The sequence below is a fragment of the Magnetospirillum aberrantis SpK genome, assembly GCF_011022235.1.
Taxonomy (GTDB): Bacteria; Pseudomonadota; Alphaproteobacteria; order Rhodospirillales; family Magnetospirillaceae; genus Magnetospirillum; species Magnetospirillum aberrantis.
This window is the reverse complement of record NZ_JAAIYP010000047.1, coordinates 108,969-127,689: the sequence shown is the minus strand read 5'-3', so window position 1 is coordinate 127,689 and position 18,721 is coordinate 108,969. Positions and strand designations below refer to the sequence as shown.

Sequence of the window (18,721 nt, the reverse complement as noted above, 5' to 3'; positions counted from 1 at the left end):
CCTCGCCACCCCTGTTGACGACGTCATGCCCGCGCCTGTCGCGGGCATGATGCTTTTGCGCTCGTGCTTGGGCGCGTTTCGGGGATACTGGAACCATGTCCGACAAACCCCGCCTTCGTTTCGTCCTGTGCCTCGGCGCCATCACCGCGCTGGGGCCGTTGTCCATCGACATGTATCTGCCGGCGCTGCCGCACATCGCCGAGGATTTCGGCGCGCCCGTCTCGTCGATCCAGGCCAGCCTGTCGGCCTGTATCCTGGGCCTCGCGCTGGGGCAATTGGTGGTGGGCCCCATGTCCGACGCCGCCGGGCGGCGACGGCCGCTGTTCGCCGGCCTGGTGCTTTATGCGCTGATGAGCGTTCTGTGCGCGCTGGCGCCCAGCGCGCCGCTGCTTCTGGCCGCCCGCTTCGCGCAAGGGTTGGCCGGGTCGGCGGCGCTGGTCATCGCCACCGCCGTCGCCCGCGACCTCTATCAGGGGGCGGCGGCGGCGCGGTTCTTCTCGACCCTGATGCTGGTCATGGGGCTGGCGCCGATCCTGGCCCCGGTCCTGGGCGCCCAGGTGCTGCGGCTGGTGCCGTGGCACGGCATCTTCTGGGTGCTGGCGGCGGCTGGTCTGGCGTTGGTGGCGGTGGTGTGGCGTCTGTTGCCCGAGACCCTGGCCATCGAGCATCGCCGCTCGGGCGATCTGCGGGCCGTGCTGGCCGGGTTCGGCGCCGTCTTGCGCGACCGCATGTTTCAAAGCAATGCCGCCATCGCCGGTCTGGCCTTCGCCGCCATGTTCGCCTATATCGCCGGCTCGCCCTTCGTGCTGCAAAGACTCTACGGCGTGTCGGCCCAGGATTTCGCCCTGGTGTTCGGCGTCAACGCCCTGGGCCTGATCGCCCTGTCCCAGGTCAACGGCCGGCTGGTGCATCGCGTCGGGCCGCAGCGGATGATGGGGGCCGGGCTGGTGGGGCTGTGCGTCGGGGCGCTGTTCCTGCAAGGCGCGGTGCTGTTGGGGGCCGGATTGTGGCCGGTGCTGGGCGGATTGTTCGTGGTGGTGGCGTCGCAGGGACTGATCGCCCCCAATGCCTCGGCGCTGGCGTTGCTGAACCATGGCCGCAGCGCCGGCTCGGCTTCGGCGCTGTTGGGGGCCTCGCGTTTCGTGGTCGGCGCGGTGGCGGCGCCCCTGGTCGGCGTCGCCGGTGAAGGCACCGCCTTGCCCATGGCCGGCATCATCGCCTTGTGCGGCCTGGCCGCGCTGGCGCTTTACCTCAGGCTCAGAATTCCAGCACCGTCGTCTCGTCGTCCATGACGATCTCGGCGCGCTTCAGCGTGCCGGCTTCGTCATAGGCATAACGATGGGACAGGTGGATTTCGCCGTACACCATCTTTTCGCATTCCACCAGCCGGCCGCCCTGGTCGAAGCGGGCGCGCAGATAGGTGTTGCGGTGGGAAAGCTCGGCCGATTCCAACGGATCGACCAGCCGCAACGGCAGCTTGACGCCGCTGTAGGTGACGAAATAGCGCCAGTCGTCCATGCCCGTTCTCCGTTGCGAAAATAAGGACGGGGATGATCGGGGCCTGCGCCACAGGACGCAAGCCCAAGTTGTGGGCAATTCCACACCCCGGAATCCTGCTCATGAAAGCGGCAAGAAAAAAGAGCGCCAGGATTTGCCGTCATCTCCGTTCAAGTCGTAACGGGGTTTCTTGTCCAGGTGCGTCATATGGTGGGGACAGCGACGACAGTGCCACCGGTTTTCGGGTTCCTGGGGGGCGTGGTGACGCCGCTCATGGAGCTTGAACGGGTGGCCCGGCCGGGGGACGCGGTGGCGTTCGGTCTCGACACCGAAATCTGTCGCCGATTCGGCGCAAGCAACGTCGGTGCCGGCAGCTTTCTGCGGACAGCCACCGCCGATATCGGCGATTCGCGGGGATGGTATGACATCGGCATCCTGCGCGGTTCCGATCCCGAGCAATCGCTGCAAGGGGTGATGGTGCTGGCTCAGCACGCGGCCAAACAGGGAATGCGCCCGGTGCTTTTCGCCTGCGACCACACCGCCAGTCTGGCGGCGGCGTTGGGGGTGTGCCGGGGATTGGCGGTGGAACCGCTCTATCTTTATTTCGACGCCCATTTCGACCTGGGCTGGCACCTGCCGCGCACGCAATTGGACAACGGCAACTTCGTTGACGAACTGATGCGCTCGGGCTGTGTCGCCGGGATCGTCAACATCGGTGCCCGCAGCCCGTCCAGCACCGAAGCCTGTTACCGCGCCGCGACAGAGCTTGGCTGGCAACCCGTCGCCCCGCTTGAAGTCATGCGCCGGGGCTTGGCGGGCTATCTGGCGCGGCATGGCGAACGGCCCATTTATGTCAGCATCGACGCCGACGTCCTGGACCCGTCGTCGGGAGTCAACACCTGTTGCCTGGAGCCGCATGGATTGTCCGGGGCCGACCTGTTGTCGCTGTGCCGATGGCTGGGGCGCACCGGCCGGGTGGTCGGGGCGGATTTGTCCGAAGTTCGGCCGACAGCCATGGCCGGCCCCATGGACCTGTTGTTGGGGCAATGCCTGCGGGCGTTGTTCGACACGCCCGAGACCGAGGATGTGCCGCAATCGGAACTGGCCGAGGTTGCGGTCTGATCCTCAGATTCTGGTCAGCCACTCCCCGACCGGGGCCGGCTTGCCGAACAGCCAGCCCTGGGCGAGGGCGATGTTCATGCCGGACAGGGCCTTGCGTTCTTCCTCGGTCTCGATGCCTTCGGCCAATACCTGGGCGCGAAGGGCGCGGAAGCGGGCCACGGTTTCCGTAACCTCGGGCAGGACGGACGGGTCGCGCCGGGCGCTGCGGATGATGGTGATGCACAGTTTGACCACATCGGGGCGCAACACCTCGGCGGCCTCGGTGTCGGCGAAGCCGCAGCCGGTGTCGTCAAGCGCCACCCGGCCGCCGCCGCCGCGGATTTCCGCCAGCAGCGGCAGCACCTCCGAGGCGCGGACCAGCGGCAGGTGTTCGGTGATCTCGGTGACGACGCCGGGACGGGCCAGGGCGGCCCGCATGGCCGGTTCCTGCAACAGCGGCGCGCTGGTGTTGACCGTGAGATAAAGCGACGGCGGCAGATCCTTGGCGTGGTTCAGCGCCTGGAAGGCGCAGGCGCGTTCCAACTCCAGGGTCAGGCCGGTACGGGCGGCGGCGTCGAACAGACGGTCGGCCCGTTCCAGCGGACTGCCCGCCGGGCCGCGCGACAATGCCTCGAACCCGACCACCGTGCCGCTGTCGAAGGCGACGATGGGTTGCAGCATGGTACGGATGCCGCCCTGGTCCAGGATGGCGCGCAGCCCGTTCCGCAACTCCTCCAGCTCGGCACGGCGCAGCCCCTCGCCCGATAATCTTTCGTCGATCCACGAACCGCAGGGCGTGGCGCCCTGGGGCACCGGCGCGGCGCAGACCGTCACCGCCGCCTTGGCGCCGGTGGCGGCGCCGAACACGTCGTTGGCCAGATCGTGGACCAGTTGACGGGTGGCGTGTTCGACCACCTGCAACGCCTCGTCCTGGGATTCCGCCATCTCGTCGTGGCGCAAGGTGAACCCCACGCCCCAGCGGCCGCGACGGATGGCCGGCAATTGCAATGCCTTGTCCGCGCGCATCAGCACCGCCTCGAACAGCGGCGGCAATCGGCGGTCCATCTCGGACAGGGCGCTGTCCACCACATGTTGGCCCATGGAATCGTCCAGCATGCTCAGGGCGCCGACCTGGACCACCAGGACATGGGCGGGGGCAAAGGCGGTCATGGTGTCTTTCCTTACGCCATATCGACGGGGTGAATTAATATATCCCGAACAATCGATTTCAAATGAGAAAGCGCACTGGTTAGGCTGGTCCCGCGCTTCATCCCGGTGGATGAAGCCGCCCAAGGACGGAGACTGGCCATGAGCACCCCCATCACTGTTTCCCTGCGTCTGCGGCTGGCACTGGGCTTTGGTGCCGTGCTGCTGTTGCTGGCGGGGCTCACGGCCATCGGCATCGGCGAAGTCCGCTTCATCGACGCGACCTTGACCCACATGAACGACGTCAACAGCGTCAAGCAACGTCACGCTATCAACTTTCGCGGCAGCGTGCACGACCGTTCCATCGCCCTGCGCGATGTAACCTTGGTGGCCGACGCCGAGGTGGCGGCGGTGGTGGCCGACATCGCCCGGTTGCAGGGGTTCTATCAGCAATCGGCGGGTCCGTTGGATGCCATCATGACCGCCGCCGGTTCCGACGCCACCGACGAGGAACGGACCGTCCTGGCCTCGATCAAACAGACCGAGGCCCGCACCGTGCCATTGATCGAGGCGGTGATCGCCGCGCGCCGTTCCGGCGACCGGGCCGGGGCAGAGGCGTTGCTGCTGAGCCAGGCGCGGCCGGCCTTTGTCGAATGGCTGGCCCGCATCAACCGCTTCATCGACCTGCAAGAGGCGCGCAACAACGTCGAGGCCGCCCAGGCCCGCGCCAAGGCCGGCGGTTTCCAACGGCTGATGCTGACCGCCAGCGCGGTGGCGGTGGCGGTGGGGCTGGCCTTCGGCCTGTGGACGGTGGCGGCGTTGCGGCCGTTGCGGCGGCTGACCGGGGCCATGCTGAAACTGGCCGACGGTGCGTTGGAGACCGAGGTGCCGTCGGCCCGAGGGCATGACGAGATCGCCCAGATCGCCGGCGCCGTGGCGGTGTTCAAGGCCAATGCCGTCGAGGCCGCCGCCTTCCGCGCCCGTCAGGCCGAGGCCGAGGCCGACAATCGCCGCCGTCGGCAGGAAGAGATGGAAGCCCTGGCCCGGTCGTTCGAGGAACAGGTGTCCGGGGTGGTGGACGGGGTGTCAACCGCCGCCGCCGATCTGCGCGGCGCCGCCGGCAGCCTGAGCACCGGTGCCATCCAGTCCCGGCAACGGGTCGAGGAGGTCGCCGCCGCCTCGACCGAGGCCGCCGCCAGCGTGCAGACCGTGGCCGCCGCCGCCGAACAACTGGCCGCTTCGGCCGGCGAGATCGGCGCGCGCATCGAGGAAAGTGCCATGCGGGCCCGTGCCGCTGCCGAAAAGGCGGCGGGCACCAACACCATCGTCGATGGTCTGGCGGAACGGGCCGCCCGCATCGGCGCGGTGGTGCAGATGATCAGCGACATCGCGTCGCAGACCAATCTGCTGGCGTTGAACGCCACCATCGAGGCGGCGCGGGCCGGTGAGGCCGGCAAGGGCTTCGCCGTGGTGGCGCACGAGGTCAAGCAACTGGCCAACCAGACGGCGCGGGCCACCGAGGACATCGCCCGTCAGGTGGGTGACATCCGAGGCGCCACGGACGACGCCATCGCCGCCATCCGCGGCGTCAACGACGGTATCCGGGCGGTGGACGAAATCGCTTCGGCCATCGCGGCGGCGGTCGAGCAACAGAACGCCGCCACCGCCGAGATCACCCGCAGCGTCCATCAGGCGGCGGACGGCACCTCCCGCGTCAACGGCGCCATCGCCGACGTGCACGACGCGGCGATGCAGACCGGCGCCGCCGCGACCCAGGTGCTGTCGGCCGCCGACGGCCTGGGCGGTCAGGCGGACAATCTGCGCCGTCAGGTGGGGCGTTTCCTGGCGACGGTGCGGGGCGGCTGACGTCCCCTCAAGGCAGGATCAGCACGGCGCGAAAATCGTTGACGTTGGTCCGTGTCGGGCCGGTCACCACCAGATCGCCCAGGGCGCTGAAGAAGCCGTAGCCGTCGTTGTCGGCCAGCCGCGCCTTGGCGTCGACGCCAAGCGCCGCGGCGCGGGCCAGGGTGTCGGGAGTCAGGATGGCGCCGGCGTTGTCCTCGGTGCCGTCGATGCCGTCGGTGTCGCAGGCGATGGCCCAGACCTTGTCATGGCCGCCCAACGCCACCGCCAGCGCCAACAGGAACTCGGCGTTGCGGCCGCCGCGTCCGTTGCCCCGCACGGTGACCGTGGTCTCGCCGCCGGACAGCAGCACACAGGGCGGGGTGGCCGGCTGGTCGTAAAGTGTCGCCTGACGGGCCATGGCGGCTATGACGCGGGCCACCTCGCGCGATTCGCCTTCCAGCGCGTTGCCCAGGATCAGGGGGGCGATTCCGGCGCGATAGGCCAAATCGGCGGCCGCTTCCAACGCGTCCTGGGGGGTGGCGACCAGATGGGCGGTGGTTCGGGCCAGACGGGGGTCGCCGGGCTTGACGCTTTCCTCGGTCGCCTGTTCAAGGTGGCGGCGCACGGTGTCGGGCACCGCGATGCCGTATTTCTCGATCACCGCGCGGGCGTCGGCGAAGGTGGACGGGTCGGCCACGGTGGGGCCCGAGGCGATCACCGCCGGGTCGTCGCCGGGGACGTCCGACACCATCAGGGTGACCACCTGGGCCGGCGCGGCGGCGGCGGCCAGCCGTCCGCCCTTGATGGCCGACAGGTGCTTGCGCACGGCGTTGATCTCGTCGATGGCGGCGCCGCTTTTCAGCAATTCGCGGGTCACCGCCTTTTTGTCGTCCAGGGTCAGCCCAGGTGCCGGCAGCGCCATCAGCGCCGAGCCGCCGCCCGAGATCAGGCACAACAGCAAGTCGTCCTCGCCCAGGGCGCTGGCCTCGGCCAGGATGCGGCGCGCCGCGGTCTCGCTGGCGATGTCGGGGTTGGGATGGGCGGCCTCGATCACCTCGATGGCGCGGGTCGGCAGGCCGTGGCCGTAGCGGGTGACCGCCAGACCGGACAACGGTCCCGGCCACATGTCCTCGATGGCGTGGGCCATGGCCGCCGCACCCTTGCCGGCGCCCACCACCAGGGTCCGGCCCTTGGGCGGCGGCGGCAGGAAACGGGACAGCTGACTGGTGGGTAAGGCGGCGGCGACCGCCGTGTCGAACAAAGCACGCAGGAACGCGCGGGGATCGGCGACGGACGTCATGGCGTCAATCCTTTTGGGAAGAACAAGGAAAGGGCGGCGCCAGAGAACCGGCGCCGCCTCGACACGTCTTACAATACGATGGTGGCGGCGATGAACACCGCGATGGCGCCCACCGTGCCCTGAACCAGGGTGCCCAGCGTTTGCAACCGGTATCCCTGTTCCGGGGTCATGTTCGAGAACTGCGTCACCACCCAGAAGAAGCTGTCGTTGGCATGGCTGACCACCATGGCGCCGGCGCCGATGACCACTACCACCAGGGCGCGGGCGGTCGGTTCGTCGAAGCCCAGCGGCACCATCAGCGGGGCCATCAGGCCGGCGGTGGTGATGATGGCGACGGTGGACGACCCTTGCGCCGTCTTGATGCCGGCGGCGATCAGGAAGGGCAGGAAGATGCCCAGGTGCCAGGTGGACAGACCCTCGCCGACCATCTTGGCGATGCCGGAATTCTGAAGCACCTTGCCGAACGACCCTCCGGCCCCGGTGATCAGGATGATGATGGCCGAGGCGACGATGGCCTGGCCCAGCCAGCCGGAATTGCTCAGCATTTCACGGTCGAGTTTTTTCGGCAGCAGAAGCGCCAGGCCGAAACCGATCAGCAACGCCACCACCGGTTGGCCGACGAAGCCGATGACGCGGATCGCTTCACCGGTGCCGAACGGCTTGGACGGGAAGTCGGCCAGCGACTTCATGACGATCAGCACGATCGGCAGGAAGATGGGCAGCAGGCTGGACAACGGGCCGGGCGCGTCGGCCAGCGACGGCAGATCGGTCGGTTCCTCGCCTTCCTTGTAGGGGGGGACGTCCACCTTGGCGGCGACGGTGACCGCGAACACCCAGCCGGCGGCGCAGGCGATGGCGGCGATGATCATGCCCCACAGGATCACCAGACCCAGATCGGCCTGAAGGATGCCGGCGGCGGCGATCGGGCCGGGGGTGGGCGGAACCATGGTGTGGGTGGCGTAAAGTCCCAGCGACAACGCGATGGCGCCGGCGGCCAGGGTGATGCCCGCCCGCTTGGCCAGGGCCTTGTTCAGCGACGACAGGATGACGAAGCCGGAATCGCAGAATACCGGAATGGACACCACATAGCCCATGATCGACATGGTCAGGGGTACGTTCTTCTTCCCGGTGATCTTCAAGATGCCTTCGGCCAGCCGCCAGGCGCCGCCGGATTTCTCCAGGAAGGTGCCGATGACCGAGCCCAGTACGATGACGATGCCGATATAGCCGATGGTGCCGCCGAAACCGTCATTCACCGATTTGACCACCACGTCGAGCGGCATGCCCGACAGGATGCCGAACCCGAACGCCGCCAGCAGCAGCGCCAGGAAGGCGTGCATCTTGAGACGCGCGGTGGCGAACACGATGAAGACGATGGCGAGGACCAGAAGTACGATCAACCACATGATGATCTCTCCCCCTCTTGTGGTCCGATCCGCACGGAATGTTCATGTCCATGAAACTTCCGTGTGGTGGATCGGTCCATAAAACTAACGAATGATGCACCGGTCCATTCAGATGGTTGGTGCACCACCTGAATGGACCGGTGCACCAGGGTTTCAAGGCCTTGGTCCCATAGATATGGGGCGCCGCCCGGAGGACATCTTCCGCAAAAGATGATACGGCCCTAAGTATAGGCTTCTCATCTCCTTTTTCTCTGCGGCAAGCATTCATGCCCATCATGTGGATTAGGCATGAGAAAGAGCATTCCCGGCAAGTCTTCAATTTTGCGTGTTTTTCGCGGCGCAACAAGAAGCCAACAGTTTCGCCTGGGCCATGACAATACCCTTGCGGGGCGGGAAGCAAACCCTGCTAATATACGAAGGACATAGAGGACGGAGAGGAAGGGGAAGCCATCATGTGGTCGTTGTCGCGGCGCGCCGTCCTGGCGGGCCTGGCCGTGTCGCCGTTCGCCGTCACCGCCGCCCGCGCTCAGGCGCGGCCCGAACTGCTGATCTATTGCGGTATCACCATGGTCAAGCCGGTCAAGGAACTGGCGGATTTGTTCGAGGCCCGCACCGGCGTCAAGGTGACCCTCAGTCAGGGCGGGTCGGAAGACCTGTACGACGCGCTCAAGATGGCGCGTGTCGGCGACATCTATTTTCCCGGCTCGGATTCCTTCCGCAAGAACCATCTGGCCGAAGGTTTCCTGGGCGATGCCACCCTGGTCGCCCACAACGTGGCGGCACTGATGGTGGCCAAGGGCAATCCCAAGGGAGTCAAGCCCGAGGTGCGGGAATTGCTGCGCCCGGATCTGGCCATGGTGGTGTGCAATCCCGACACCGGCAGCATCGGCGCTGAAACCCAGAAAATTCTGGACCGGGCCGGGCTGACCGAACAGGTGCTGACCCAGGCGGCGTTCCTGGCCACCGATTCGCGCAACCTGACCCAGGCCATCAAGGGCGGACGGATCGACGTCACCCTGAACTGGCGGGCCACCGCCTTTTTCCCGGAAAACCGCGACGCGGTCGAGGTGGTCGACCTGGACACCACGGTCAGCCAGCCGGCACGGTTGGAACTCAATCTTCTGACTTTCTCGACCCAGGCCGAGGCGGCGCGCCGGTTCGTGGCGCTGGCGGCGTCGGCCGAGGGGCAGGCGGTGTTTCGCAAGCATGGCTTCCTGGATGCCAGCCTCAAGGGTGATTATTGACGCCATGACCGAAAACCGCGGCATCGCCGGCGCGTGGCGGGGCAACGCGCACCCGTTGACCCGCATGGGGCTGATGCTGGTCACCTTCCTGGTGGGGTTCGTGCTGTTGCTGGTCATGCACGAGGTGTTCACCGGCCTGATCGACGAACTGGATCGTTCGACCGAGAACGAAAAGGCGCGCCTTGCCATTGGCGAATTGATCATCCAGGACATCGCGCGGATCGAATCGGGCATCTACAAGATGGCGACCACCCGCAACGCCACCGGTCTGGAACTGGCGCGCGACGACCTCAAGGCGCAGATCCTGGCCTTGGGACGCAAGCTCGACGTGCTCGAGGACGGCGGCGTGGTCGAGGACGTGGTCCGCCTGAACCTCGAGGACCGCGAGGAGATGCAGCGGACCATCCGCTATCAGCCGCCCGCCGACAGCCAGAAATTCGTTCTCGAGATCATCGAGCTCAGACCCAAGCTTTACGACATCGACCGCCGGGTGAACGAGATCAACGCGCTTCTGGTTCGCCGCAACGCCCAGTTCGATGCCAACAACATCGGCGAAAGCCGCGAATCGGCGGCCCAGGTGCAGATGGCGTTGCGCAAGTTCTCGTCGCTTCTGGTGCGCATGCGCGAGAACGCCGGCCGGCTGTTCTATCACGCCAGCCGACGCATGGAGAATTTGGCCGTCGAGATCGACAGCCGCAAACAGCGCTTCGGCGCCATCCAGGCGGGCATGGCGGTGGCCACCGTCATCTTGGTGCTGGCGCTGGCCAGTTGGGTGGCGCGACAGATTTTGGGTGGCCACATCCTGTTGCGCAGCATGCTTGAGGACCTGCGCAAGGCCAAGCTGGGGGCGGACGCCGCCAACCAGGCCAAGTCCGAGTTCCTGGCGACCATGAGCCATGAAATCCGCACGCCCATGAACGGCATCATCGGCATGACCAGCCTGTTGCTGGACACCCCTCTGGACAAGGATCAGACGCATTTCGCCAACACCATCCGGGTGTCGGCGGATTCCCTTCTCACCATCATCAACGACATCCTCGACTTCTCGAAGCTCGAGGCCGGCAAGCTGGAGTTCGAGGAAACCTCGTTCGAACTGGGGCCGCTGGTCGAAGGCGTGGTGGACATCCTGGCGCCGCGTCTGCGCGACAAGGACGTGGACCTCTCCACCTTCATTCCACCCCAGGCGCGCGGCCGGTTCCGGGGCGATTCCGGGCGCCTGCGCCAGGTGTTGCTCAATCTGGCCGGCAACGCGGTGAAGTTCACCGACCATGGCGGCATCGCCATCGAACTGGACGTCTCCGAGATGGAGGACGGCCGTGCCCGCCTGCGGGTCACCGTCACCGACACCGGCATCGGCATCCCGGAGGAAGCCCGGCCGCGCCTGTTCGGCACCTTTACCCAGGCCGAGGCATCGACCGCGCGGCGCTTTGGCGGCAGCGGCCTGGGTTTGGCCATCTGCCGGCGCATCGTCCTCATGATGGACGGCGACATCGGTTTCGACAGCACCGAGGGCGTGGGCAGCACCTTCTGGTTCGAGGTGCCGTTGCGCCGCGATGGCGACATGGCCGGCGACGATGGCGACGATCTCTTGCCGTTGGCCGGATTGCGGTTGCTGGTGGTGGACGACAACGCCGTCAACCGCGAGATTTTCGTCCGTCAATGCGCCGCCTGGGGGGCCGAGGTCGAGGTGGCGGGCGACGGCCGGGCCGGCCTGATCGCGGCGCGGGCGGCGGCGGCGGCCGGGCGGGGCTTCGATGCCGCCGTGCTTGATTACCTGATGCCGGACATGACCGGCATCGACCTTTCCGTCATCCTGCGCGGTGACGCCGCCCTGGCCGGGCTGCCGCTGTTGCTGGCCACCTCGTCGGCGGCGCCCGAGATCGTGGCGCGGGCCGGCGCCTTGAACGTCGGTTCGGTCCTGCTGAAACCGGTGCGGCAAAGCGCCTTGCTCGACGCCTTGCTGGCCTTGACCGGGCGGGCCGGCGAGGGAGCCGCGGCGCGACCGGCCCTGCCGGCCGACGACACGGTGGCGGCGGTGCCGCTGCGTATCCTGGTGGCCGAGGACAACGCCATCAACCAGCAGGTGGCGGTGGGGCTGCTGGGCAAGCTGGGACACCGGGCCGACGTGGCCGACGACGGCGCCGAGGCGGTGGTCATGGTCGAACGCTGCGATTACGACCTGGTGTTGATGGACATGCAGATGCCCCGCGTCGACGGTCTTGCCGCCACGCGGATGATCCGGGCGGTGTCGGGGCCGAAATCGCAGGTGACGATCATCGCCATGACTGCCAACGCCATGGCCGCCGACCGCGATTCCTGCATCGCCGCCGGCATGGACGACTTCATCGCCAAGCCCATCGACCGCCGCCGTCTGGCCGAAATTCTGGAACGCTGGGGCGAGCGTCTTTTGGAACAGCGGAACCGTCGCGGCGCGCCGCCCTGTGCCCCATGCGCCCCCGCCGCACCTTGTGCTTCGGCAGCCGCCGAGGAGGAACCGCTGGTGGACCAAGAGGCACAGGAAGACCTGGCCGACGCCTTGGGAGCCGAGGAATTCGGCGAGTTGCTGCGCCTTTACCTGAACGGCGTGCCGGCCGCCCTGGACAAGGTGGTCCAGGCGGTGGCGGCGGGCGATGTGCCGGCCATCGCCTCAAGCGCGCATGCGGTCAAGGGGGCGGCGGCCAACATGGGTTTCCGGCGGCTGGCGGCCGACGCGGCCCGTTTGGAAAGGGCGGCCAAGGCCGGAGAAACGGCGGTGGACGACTTGCTGGCCGCATTGCGCCTTTCCGCCGAGGCGACGCTGGCCCAATCGACAGAGATCGAGGTTCAGAACGTGCGGACATAGACCGCCAGCTTCAAATCCTCGCTGGCGGTGTGCGACACGAACCACTTGGTCAGATAGTCCAGCATGTCCTCGCCTCTGGGGACCTCGACCACCAAGGACTCGATGTAAGAGCGCAATTCGTGCAGCAGCGCCTGATGCAGGCCGTGGTGGTGGGCGAATTCGGGATAGCCGATCTTCAGCATGATGTTCTCTTCGCTGAAAAAATGGAAATCGGCGAATTTGTAGAGCTCGATGGCCAGCCGGCGCAGGGCGGCCGGGTCGCTGCCCTGTTTCACCTCGGCGGCGAAGTTCTGCAACAGGTCGAAGAATACCCGGTGCTGGAAATCGATGCTGGGGTGACCGGTTTCGAATTTTTCGTCCCAGTGGATGTCGAAATGCATACGTCGCCTCCGCCCCGCCTGAAGCCACTATAACGCAAAACAGCCCGGCCGCGAGGCCGGGCTGTGGGGATTGCGTCCGAAAGTTGTCAGGCGGCGGCTTCGGCCGGGGCCAGACGGATCAGGTAGTCGAAGGCGGACAATGACGCCTTGGCGCCGTCGCCCATGGCGATGATGATCTGCTTGTAGGGGACGGTGGTGGCGTCGCCGGCGGCGAACACGCCGGGCACCGAGGTCTGGCCCTTGGCATCGACCACGATCTCGCCACGCGGGGTCAACTCGACCGACCCTTTCAGCCACTCGGTGTTGGGCACCAGACCGATCTGGACGAAGATGCCCTCGAGTTCGATGGTGTGCTGCTGGTCGGTGGCGCGGTCCTTATAGGACAATCCCGTCACCTTGGCGCCGTCGCCCAGAACCTCGGTGGTCAGCGCCGAGGTGATGACCCGCACGTTGGGCAGGCTGCGCAGCTTGGCCTGCAACACCGCGTCGGCCCTGAGTCTGGCGTCGAACTCGATCAAGGTGACGCCTGCCGCGATGCCGGCCAGGTCGATGGCCGCTTCCACGCCGGAATTGCCGCCGCCGATCACCGCCACGCGCTTGCCCTTGAACAACGGGCCGTCACAATGCGGGCAGAACGCCACGCCCTTGGCGCGGTATTGGTCCTCGCCCGGCACGTTCATGGTGCGCCAGCGCGCGCCGGTGGACAGGATGAGCGAGCGGGTCCTGATGCTGGCGCCGCTTTCCAGCTGCACCTCGATCAATCCGCCGGGGGTGGTGGCCGGAACCAGCTTGGTGGCTTTCTGCACGTTCATGATGTCCACGTCGTATTGCTTGACGTGGGCTTCCAGCGCGGCGCCCAGCTTGGGGCCTTCGGTGTGCGGCACGCTGATCAGGTTCTCGATGTCCATGGTGTCCAGCACCTGGCCGCCGAAGCGTTCGGCCACCACGCCGGTACGGATGCCCTTGCGCGCCGCATAGACCGCCGCCGCCGCGCCGGCCGGACCGCCGCCCACCACCAGCACCTCGAACGCCTCCTTGGCGGCGATCTTCTCGGCGGCGCGCCTGGTGGCGCCGGTGTCCAGCTTGGCGACGATCTGGGCCATGTCCATGCGGCCCTGGGCGAAGGGTTCGCCGTTCAGGAACACCGCCGGCACCGCCATGATCTGGCGCGCCTCGACCTCGTCCTGGAACAGGGCGCCGTCGATGGCGGTATGCTTGATGCGCGGGTTCAACGTCGCCATCAGGTTCAGCGCCTGCACCACGTCGGGGCAGTTCTGGCACGACAGCGAGAAATAGGTTTCGAACCGGTAGTCGCCGTCCAGCGCCTGGACCTGTTCGATCACATCCTGGGCTTCCTTGGCCGGGTGGCCGCCCACCTGCAACAATGCCAGGATCAGCGAATTGAACTCATGGCCCATGGGCAGTCCGGCGAAGCGGACCTCCACATCCGAACCGGTGCGGCGGATGGCGAAGGACGGCGTGCGGGCGTTGTCCTCGCGGACCAGGGTGATCTTGTCGGACAGCGCGGCGACGGCTTCCAACAATTCCTGCATCTCCTGGGACTTGGCGCCGTCGTCAAGGGAGGCCACCAGTTGGATGGGCTGGGTGATCCGTTCGAAATAGGCCCGCAATTGGCCGGTCAGGTTCTCGTCGAACATTTTGTGCGTACTCCCCTGGAAACAGCGCGGCGTCCAGACTTTCCGGCCCCGGGAAATTTCCCGGGGCCGGGCGGTCACGCCGCAGACGATGCAGCCTTCTTGCCCTTAGATCTTGCCGACCAGGTCGAGCGACGGAGCCAGGGTCTTCTCGCCTTCCTTCCACTTGGCGGGGCAGACCTCGCCGGGATGCGAGGCGACGTACTGGGCCGCCTTGACCTTGCGCAGCAATTCCTTGGCGTCGCGGCCGATGCCGCCGGCGGTGATCTCGACGATCTGGATCTTGCCGTCGGGGTCGACCACGAAGGTCCCGCGGTCGGCCAGACCCACGTCCTCGATCATCACTTCGAAGTTGCGGCTGATCACGCCGGTCGGATCGCCGACCATGGTGTACTGGATCTTCTTGATGGCCGGCGAGCTGTCGTGCCAGGCCTTGTGGCAGAAGTGGGTGTCGGTGGACACCGAGTAGATTTCCACGCCCAGCTTCTGGAACTCGGCGTAATTGTCGGCCAGATCCTCGAGCTCGGTCGGGCAGACGAAGGTGAAGTCGGCGGGATAGAAGAACACCACGGACCACTTGCCCTTGAGGTCGGCGTCGGTGACGTCGACGAAGGCGCCGTTCTTGAACGCGGAGGCCTTGAAGGGCTTGATTTCGGTATTGATCAGGGACATCGGTTTTTTCTCCACAGCGTTTGGATGACCGGAACGAGAGGCATCCTATGGCGGCGGAACTGATTTATGAAACGGGTTGTTCCAATGTTAAAAATCGACAAAATCGATCTAAAGATTGATTCTTTGGCGCCCGGCCCTGTAAATTCTTGCGGTCTTCCACAGCGTGGGCCGCTTGGGCGTGGCGTCCAGATTATGCCTATAGTATGGTTTCGCATCGCCTGACCGTGACCAGACGGAGGGGTCATGTCGCCGACCGACACTTGGGCCGCAGAGAACGAGCGGATGCTTTCCCAGGCACGGGAAATCCTCGACAATACCCACGCCCATCCCGAAGACCGCCGCGCCGCCAGCCACCTGATGGAAATCCTGTCGCGGGAACGGCGGCGGGAAGGCGACAGCCGGGGCTGAGAGACGGCCGACACCGGTTGTCGGGCATCAACGGTTGTGAGATCGTCCCCCCTGGGTATCCTTCGATGCCCGTTATCAAGGGGGTATGGGATGACAGACATTCGCAAGGTGTTCGCCATGGCGGCCGTCGCCATGGCGTTGTCCGCGCCGACCTGGGCCGACGGGGTCGAGGCCCCGGCGGTGGGGACGAGCTGGGGAACCAAGTGCACCGGTAACAACGCCGCCGAGCGGACGTGGAAGGTGGTTCGCAACGACGGCGAGGCCGTGCGGATCGAGGCCGAGGACGGCAGCTTCGCCGAAGCGCCGATCTGGGGTTGGGCCATGGGCTTCAACACCAGCAACGATTTCGGGTCCGGCAAGTTCCTGAACGAACCCGAAGACGACGACCTGAAAAAGGTCGCCACCCTGGAAGTGGGCAAGTCCTTTGCCGGTTATGTCCGCCAAACCGGACCGGCCGGCACCAACCAGCATCGCTATGACGTGTCGATCAAGGAACGCGGCCAGCGCGAAACGCCGTTCGGCCCGGTCGAGGCGGTGAAGGTGGTGACCACGTACGGCAACAACTTCTGGAACGCCACCCGCACGGTGTGGTACGCGCCCGAACTCAAGCTGGCGATCAGCAACGATTTCGAAAGCAATCGCGGCCAGAAGAGCAATTGCCAGGTGACGACCAGGCCGCAATAAGGCGTGGGGGCGCGGCGGCGCAAGCCGTCGCCGCCCGTTTCGGGAAAGCCGCTTCGGTTACGGCGCGCGGTTCCCGCGTGAACTTTTCGCGTCAGTGCATTAGAACCCGTGGAGCCCGCCCCCGACCCTGATTACTGTGCGGGCGGATCTGCGTCCACCCAGCCGGTGATTGGAGAGGGTTTGCCCCATGGAGTTCTTTCGGCGTCTGACCTTTCTGGTGTGCACCCCCGCCTTCGATCCCGACGATCTTGAAGGCCACCGGGTCGAACAGATCATTTCCGAGGTCGAGCGGCTGGGCTTCGAGGTGGTGCGGGCGCGCCGCATCGCCGACGCCGAGATCGCGGTCCAGACCGACGCCGCCATCGGCTGCGTGCTGGTGGACTGGGGCAAGCGCGGCCAGGGCGGCGAAGCCCCCGAACTGATCGACCTGATGCGCCGGCGCGGCCTGGAAATGCCCATCGTGCTGCTGATGCGCGGCGAACGGTTCGAGGATATCCCGGTCGACGTGCTCGACTACATCGACGGTTACGTCTTCCCGGCCGAGGAAACGCCCACCTTCATCGCCCGCAATCTGGTCAGCCGGCTCAAGCAATTCGCCGACACCCTGAAGACGCCGTTCTTCGGCGCCCTGGTGGATTATCAGGAAGAGGGCAACCAGTTGTGGACCTGTCCCGGCCATAACGGCGGCATCTTCTACAATCGCAGTCCCATCGGCCGTATCTTCGTCGAACATCTGGGCGAGGCGGTGTTCCGCGACGACCTGGACAATTCCGTCCTCGAACTGGGCGACCTGCTGATCCACGAAGGTCCGGCCCTTCAGGCACAGAAGCAGGCGGCGGAAATCTTCGGCGCGGAAAAGACCTATTTCGTGCTCAACGGCACCTCGGCCTCCAACAAGATCGTGCTGTCGGCGCTGGTGGCCGAGGACGATCTGGTGCTGTTCGACCGCAACAACCACAAGGCCGCCCACCATGGCGCCCTGTTGCTGGGCGGCGGCGTGCCGATCTTCCTGGAAACCGACCGCAATGCCCAGGGGCTGATCGGTCCCATCTACACCGACGCCTTCGACGAGACGGCGATCCGCGAGAAGATCCGCACCAACCCGCTGGTCAAGGACCCCGAGGCGTGGCAGAAGCCGCGCCCGTTCCGGGTCGCGGTGGTCGAACAATGTACCTATGACGGCACCATCTACAGCGCCGAGACCATCCTCTCGCGCATCGGACACCTGTGCGACTACATCCTGTTCGACGAGGCGTGGGCCGGCTTCCTCAAGTTCCATCCGCTGTTCAAGGGCTGCTACGGCATGGGGCTTCAGGGCCTGGGCGAGGATTCGCCCGGCATCATCTCGACGCAGAGCACCCACAAACAGATGGCCGGTTTTTCCCAGGCGTCGCAAATCCATGTGCGTGACCGCCACATCAAGGGCCAGGGCCGCCGCATCGAGCATCGCCGCTTCAACGAGACGTTCATGCTGCACGCCTCGACCTCGCCGTTCTATCCGCTGTTCGCCTCGCTCGACGTTGGCGCCCAGATGATGCGCGGCCGGTCCGGCGAGGTGCTGTGGGACGACACCGTCCGATTGGGCATCGAGCTGCGCAAGAAGATCCGCGCCACCGCGCGCGAGTTCCGCGAGCGGGAAAAGGATGCGGCGCGGCAATGGTTCTTCGACCCGTTCGTGCCCGACCGGGTGCCGTCGCCCTATGGCGCCGACGAGACCGTGGCATGGGAGGACGTGCCCTCGGACCTGCTGGCCGCCGACGCGCGCTATTGGGAATTCGCGCCGGGCGCACGCTGGCATGGTTTCGGGCATGTGACCGAATCCGGTTACGCCATGACCGACCCCAACAAGCTGACGCTGATCACGCCGGGTTTCGACCCCGAGACCGGCTCTTACGCCGATTACGGCATTCCGGCGCCGGTGGTGGCGCAATTCCTGCGCGAGAACCGGGTGGTGCCGGAAAAGAACGACCTCAATTCCTTGCTGTTCCTGCTGACCCCCGGCGTCGAATCGTCCAAGGCCGGCACGCTGCTCAGTACCTTGGTGGCGTTCAAGCGGTTCCATGACGAGAACGCCCGCCTGGAAGAGGTCATCCCGGAATTCGTCGCCCGCCGGCCGCAGCGTTATCGCGGCCTGCGCATCCAGGGCCTGTGCGGCCAGATGCATTCCTTCTTCCGTTCGGCCAATGTCAGCGCCCTGCAACGCGCCCAGTTCGCCCCCGAACACCGTCCCGACATGGTGCTCCGGCCCAACGAGGCGGTGCGCATGCTGACTCGCAACCAGGTGGATTACGTGCCGCTGGACGAGGTGTTCGGCCGCATCGCCACCACGCTGTGGGTGGTCTATCCGCCGGGCATCGCCACCATCGTTCCCGGCGAACGCATCAACGAGCGGTCGAAGCCCATGCTCGACTATCTCAAGATGTTCGAGCAAAGCTCGAACCTGTTCCCCGGCTTCGAGGCGGAAATCCAGGGCCTTTACCGCGAGGTCGATGAAGATACCGGCCGCGTGCGGTTCTATACTTACGTCGCCAAGGAATAGGC

At 66.2% G+C, this 18,721-nt stretch carries 15 protein-coding genes; 8 read left to right on the top strand and 7 right to left on the bottom strand.

Annotation, left to right across the window (positions count from 1 at the left end):
- Positions 1-95: 95 nt before the first annotated feature.
- Positions 96-1,292, top strand: coding sequence for a Bcr/CflA family multidrug efflux MFS transporter (locus tag G4223_RS19560; RefSeq protein ID WP_163683201.1), 1,197 nt, complete (start codon positions 96-98; stop codon positions 1,290-1,292).
- Here G4223_RS19560 and G4223_RS19555 read toward each other — a convergent pair.
- Positions 1,258-1,518 (bottom strand): DUF6156 family protein, encoded by a 261-nt coding sequence (locus G4223_RS19555; protein ID WP_163683199.1) that lies wholly within the window; start codon positions 1,516-1,518, stop codon positions 1,258-1,260. The genes G4223_RS19560 and G4223_RS19555 overlap by 35 nt on opposite strands.
- Positions 1,519-1,725: 207 nt before the next feature.
- Here G4223_RS19555 and G4223_RS19550 point away from each other — a divergent pair, with 207 nt between their 5' ends.
- Complete coding sequence (locus G4223_RS19550) at positions 1,726-2,619, top strand: arginase family protein (RefSeq protein ID WP_163683197.1); 894 nt, start codon at positions 1,726-1,728, stop codon at positions 2,617-2,619.
- Between the two features lie 3 nt (positions 2,620-2,622).
- Here the strand turns inward: G4223_RS19550 and G4223_RS19545 are convergent, their stop codons facing one another.
- A complete protein-coding gene (locus tag G4223_RS19545) occupies positions 2,623-3,768 on the bottom strand; it encodes an EAL domain-containing protein (protein ID WP_163683195.1) in 1,146 nt (381 codons plus the stop codon).
- Positions 3,769-3,906: 138 nt separating this feature from the next.
- Between G4223_RS19545 and G4223_RS19540 the strand changes: the two genes are divergently transcribed.
- A complete protein-coding gene (locus G4223_RS19540; RefSeq protein WP_163683193.1) occupies positions 3,907-5,610 on the top strand; it encodes a methyl-accepting chemotaxis protein in 1,704 nt (567 codons plus the stop codon).
- Between the two features lie 7 nt (positions 5,611-5,617).
- Here G4223_RS19540 and G4223_RS19535 read toward each other — a convergent pair whose 3' ends face one another.
- Together G4223_RS19535 and G4223_RS19530 are read right to left on the bottom strand one after the other, a co-directional pair.
- Positions 5,618-6,889, bottom strand: a complete 1,272-nt coding sequence (locus G4223_RS19535) for a glycerate kinase type-2 family protein (RefSeq protein WP_163683191.1) — start codon at positions 6,887-6,889, stop codon at positions 5,618-5,620.
- Positions 6,890-6,957: 68 nt separating this feature from the next.
- Complete coding sequence (locus tag G4223_RS19530) at positions 6,958-8,295, bottom strand: GntP family permease (RefSeq protein WP_163683189.1); 1,338 nt, start codon at positions 8,293-8,295, stop codon at positions 6,958-6,960.
- A gap of 452 nt (positions 8,296-8,747) precedes the next feature.
- On the opposite strand from G4223_RS19530, the gene G4223_RS19525 reads away from it, so the two are divergent.
- Positions 8,748-9,539, top strand: a complete 792-nt coding sequence (locus tag G4223_RS19525; RefSeq protein ID WP_163683188.1) for a substrate-binding domain-containing protein — start codon at positions 8,748-8,750, stop codon at positions 9,537-9,539.
- 4 nt (positions 9,540-9,543) lie between these two features.
- Complete coding sequence (locus tag G4223_RS19520; RefSeq protein WP_163683186.1) at positions 9,544-12,381, top strand: response regulator; 2,838 nt, start codon at positions 9,544-9,546, stop codon at positions 12,379-12,381.
- Here the strand turns inward: G4223_RS19520 and G4223_RS19515 are convergent.
- The 3 genes from G4223_RS19515 to ahpC form a co-directional block, all read right to left on the bottom strand.
- Positions 12,363-12,761: a bacteriohemerythrin gene (locus tag G4223_RS19515; protein ID WP_163683184.1), complete on the bottom strand. Its 399-nt coding sequence runs from the start codon at positions 12,759-12,761 to the stop codon at positions 12,363-12,365. The two genes, G4223_RS19520 and G4223_RS19515, sit on opposite strands and share 19 nt — an antisense overlap.
- Positions 12,762-12,847: 86 nt before the next feature.
- Positions 12,848-14,419 carry an alkyl hydroperoxide reductase subunit F gene (gene ahpF, locus G4223_RS19510; protein ID WP_163683181.1) on the bottom strand — a complete coding sequence of 524 codons (1,572 nt, stop codon included), beginning with the start codon at positions 14,417-14,419 and terminating at the stop codon, positions 12,848-12,850.
- 105 nt (positions 14,420-14,524) lie between these two features.
- Complete coding sequence (gene ahpC, locus G4223_RS19505; protein ID WP_163683179.1) at positions 14,525-15,088, bottom strand: alkyl hydroperoxide reductase subunit C; 564 nt, start codon at positions 15,086-15,088, stop codon at positions 14,525-14,527.
- A 243-nt stretch (positions 15,089-15,331) separates the two neighbouring features.
- Here ahpC and G4223_RS19500 point away from each other — a divergent pair, with 243 nt between their 5' ends.
- The 3 genes from G4223_RS19500 to G4223_RS19490 all read left to right on the top strand — a co-directional run bounded on the left by G4223_RS19500 (position 15,332) and on the right by G4223_RS19490 (position 18,719).
- Complete coding sequence (locus G4223_RS19500; RefSeq protein WP_163683177.1) at positions 15,332-15,496, top strand: hypothetical protein; 165 nt, start codon at positions 15,332-15,334, stop codon at positions 15,494-15,496.
- Between the two features lie 90 nt (positions 15,497-15,586).
- Positions 15,587-16,180, top strand: coding sequence for a hypothetical protein (locus G4223_RS19495; RefSeq protein ID WP_163683175.1), 594 nt, complete (start codon positions 15,587-15,589; stop codon positions 16,178-16,180).
- A gap of 187 nt (positions 16,181-16,367) precedes the next feature.
- Entirely contained in the window at positions 16,368-18,719 is a 2,352-nt protein-coding gene (locus tag G4223_RS19490; RefSeq protein ID WP_163683174.1) for an Orn/Lys/Arg family decarboxylase, read from the top strand.
- Positions 18,720-18,721: the final 2 nt, after the last annotated feature.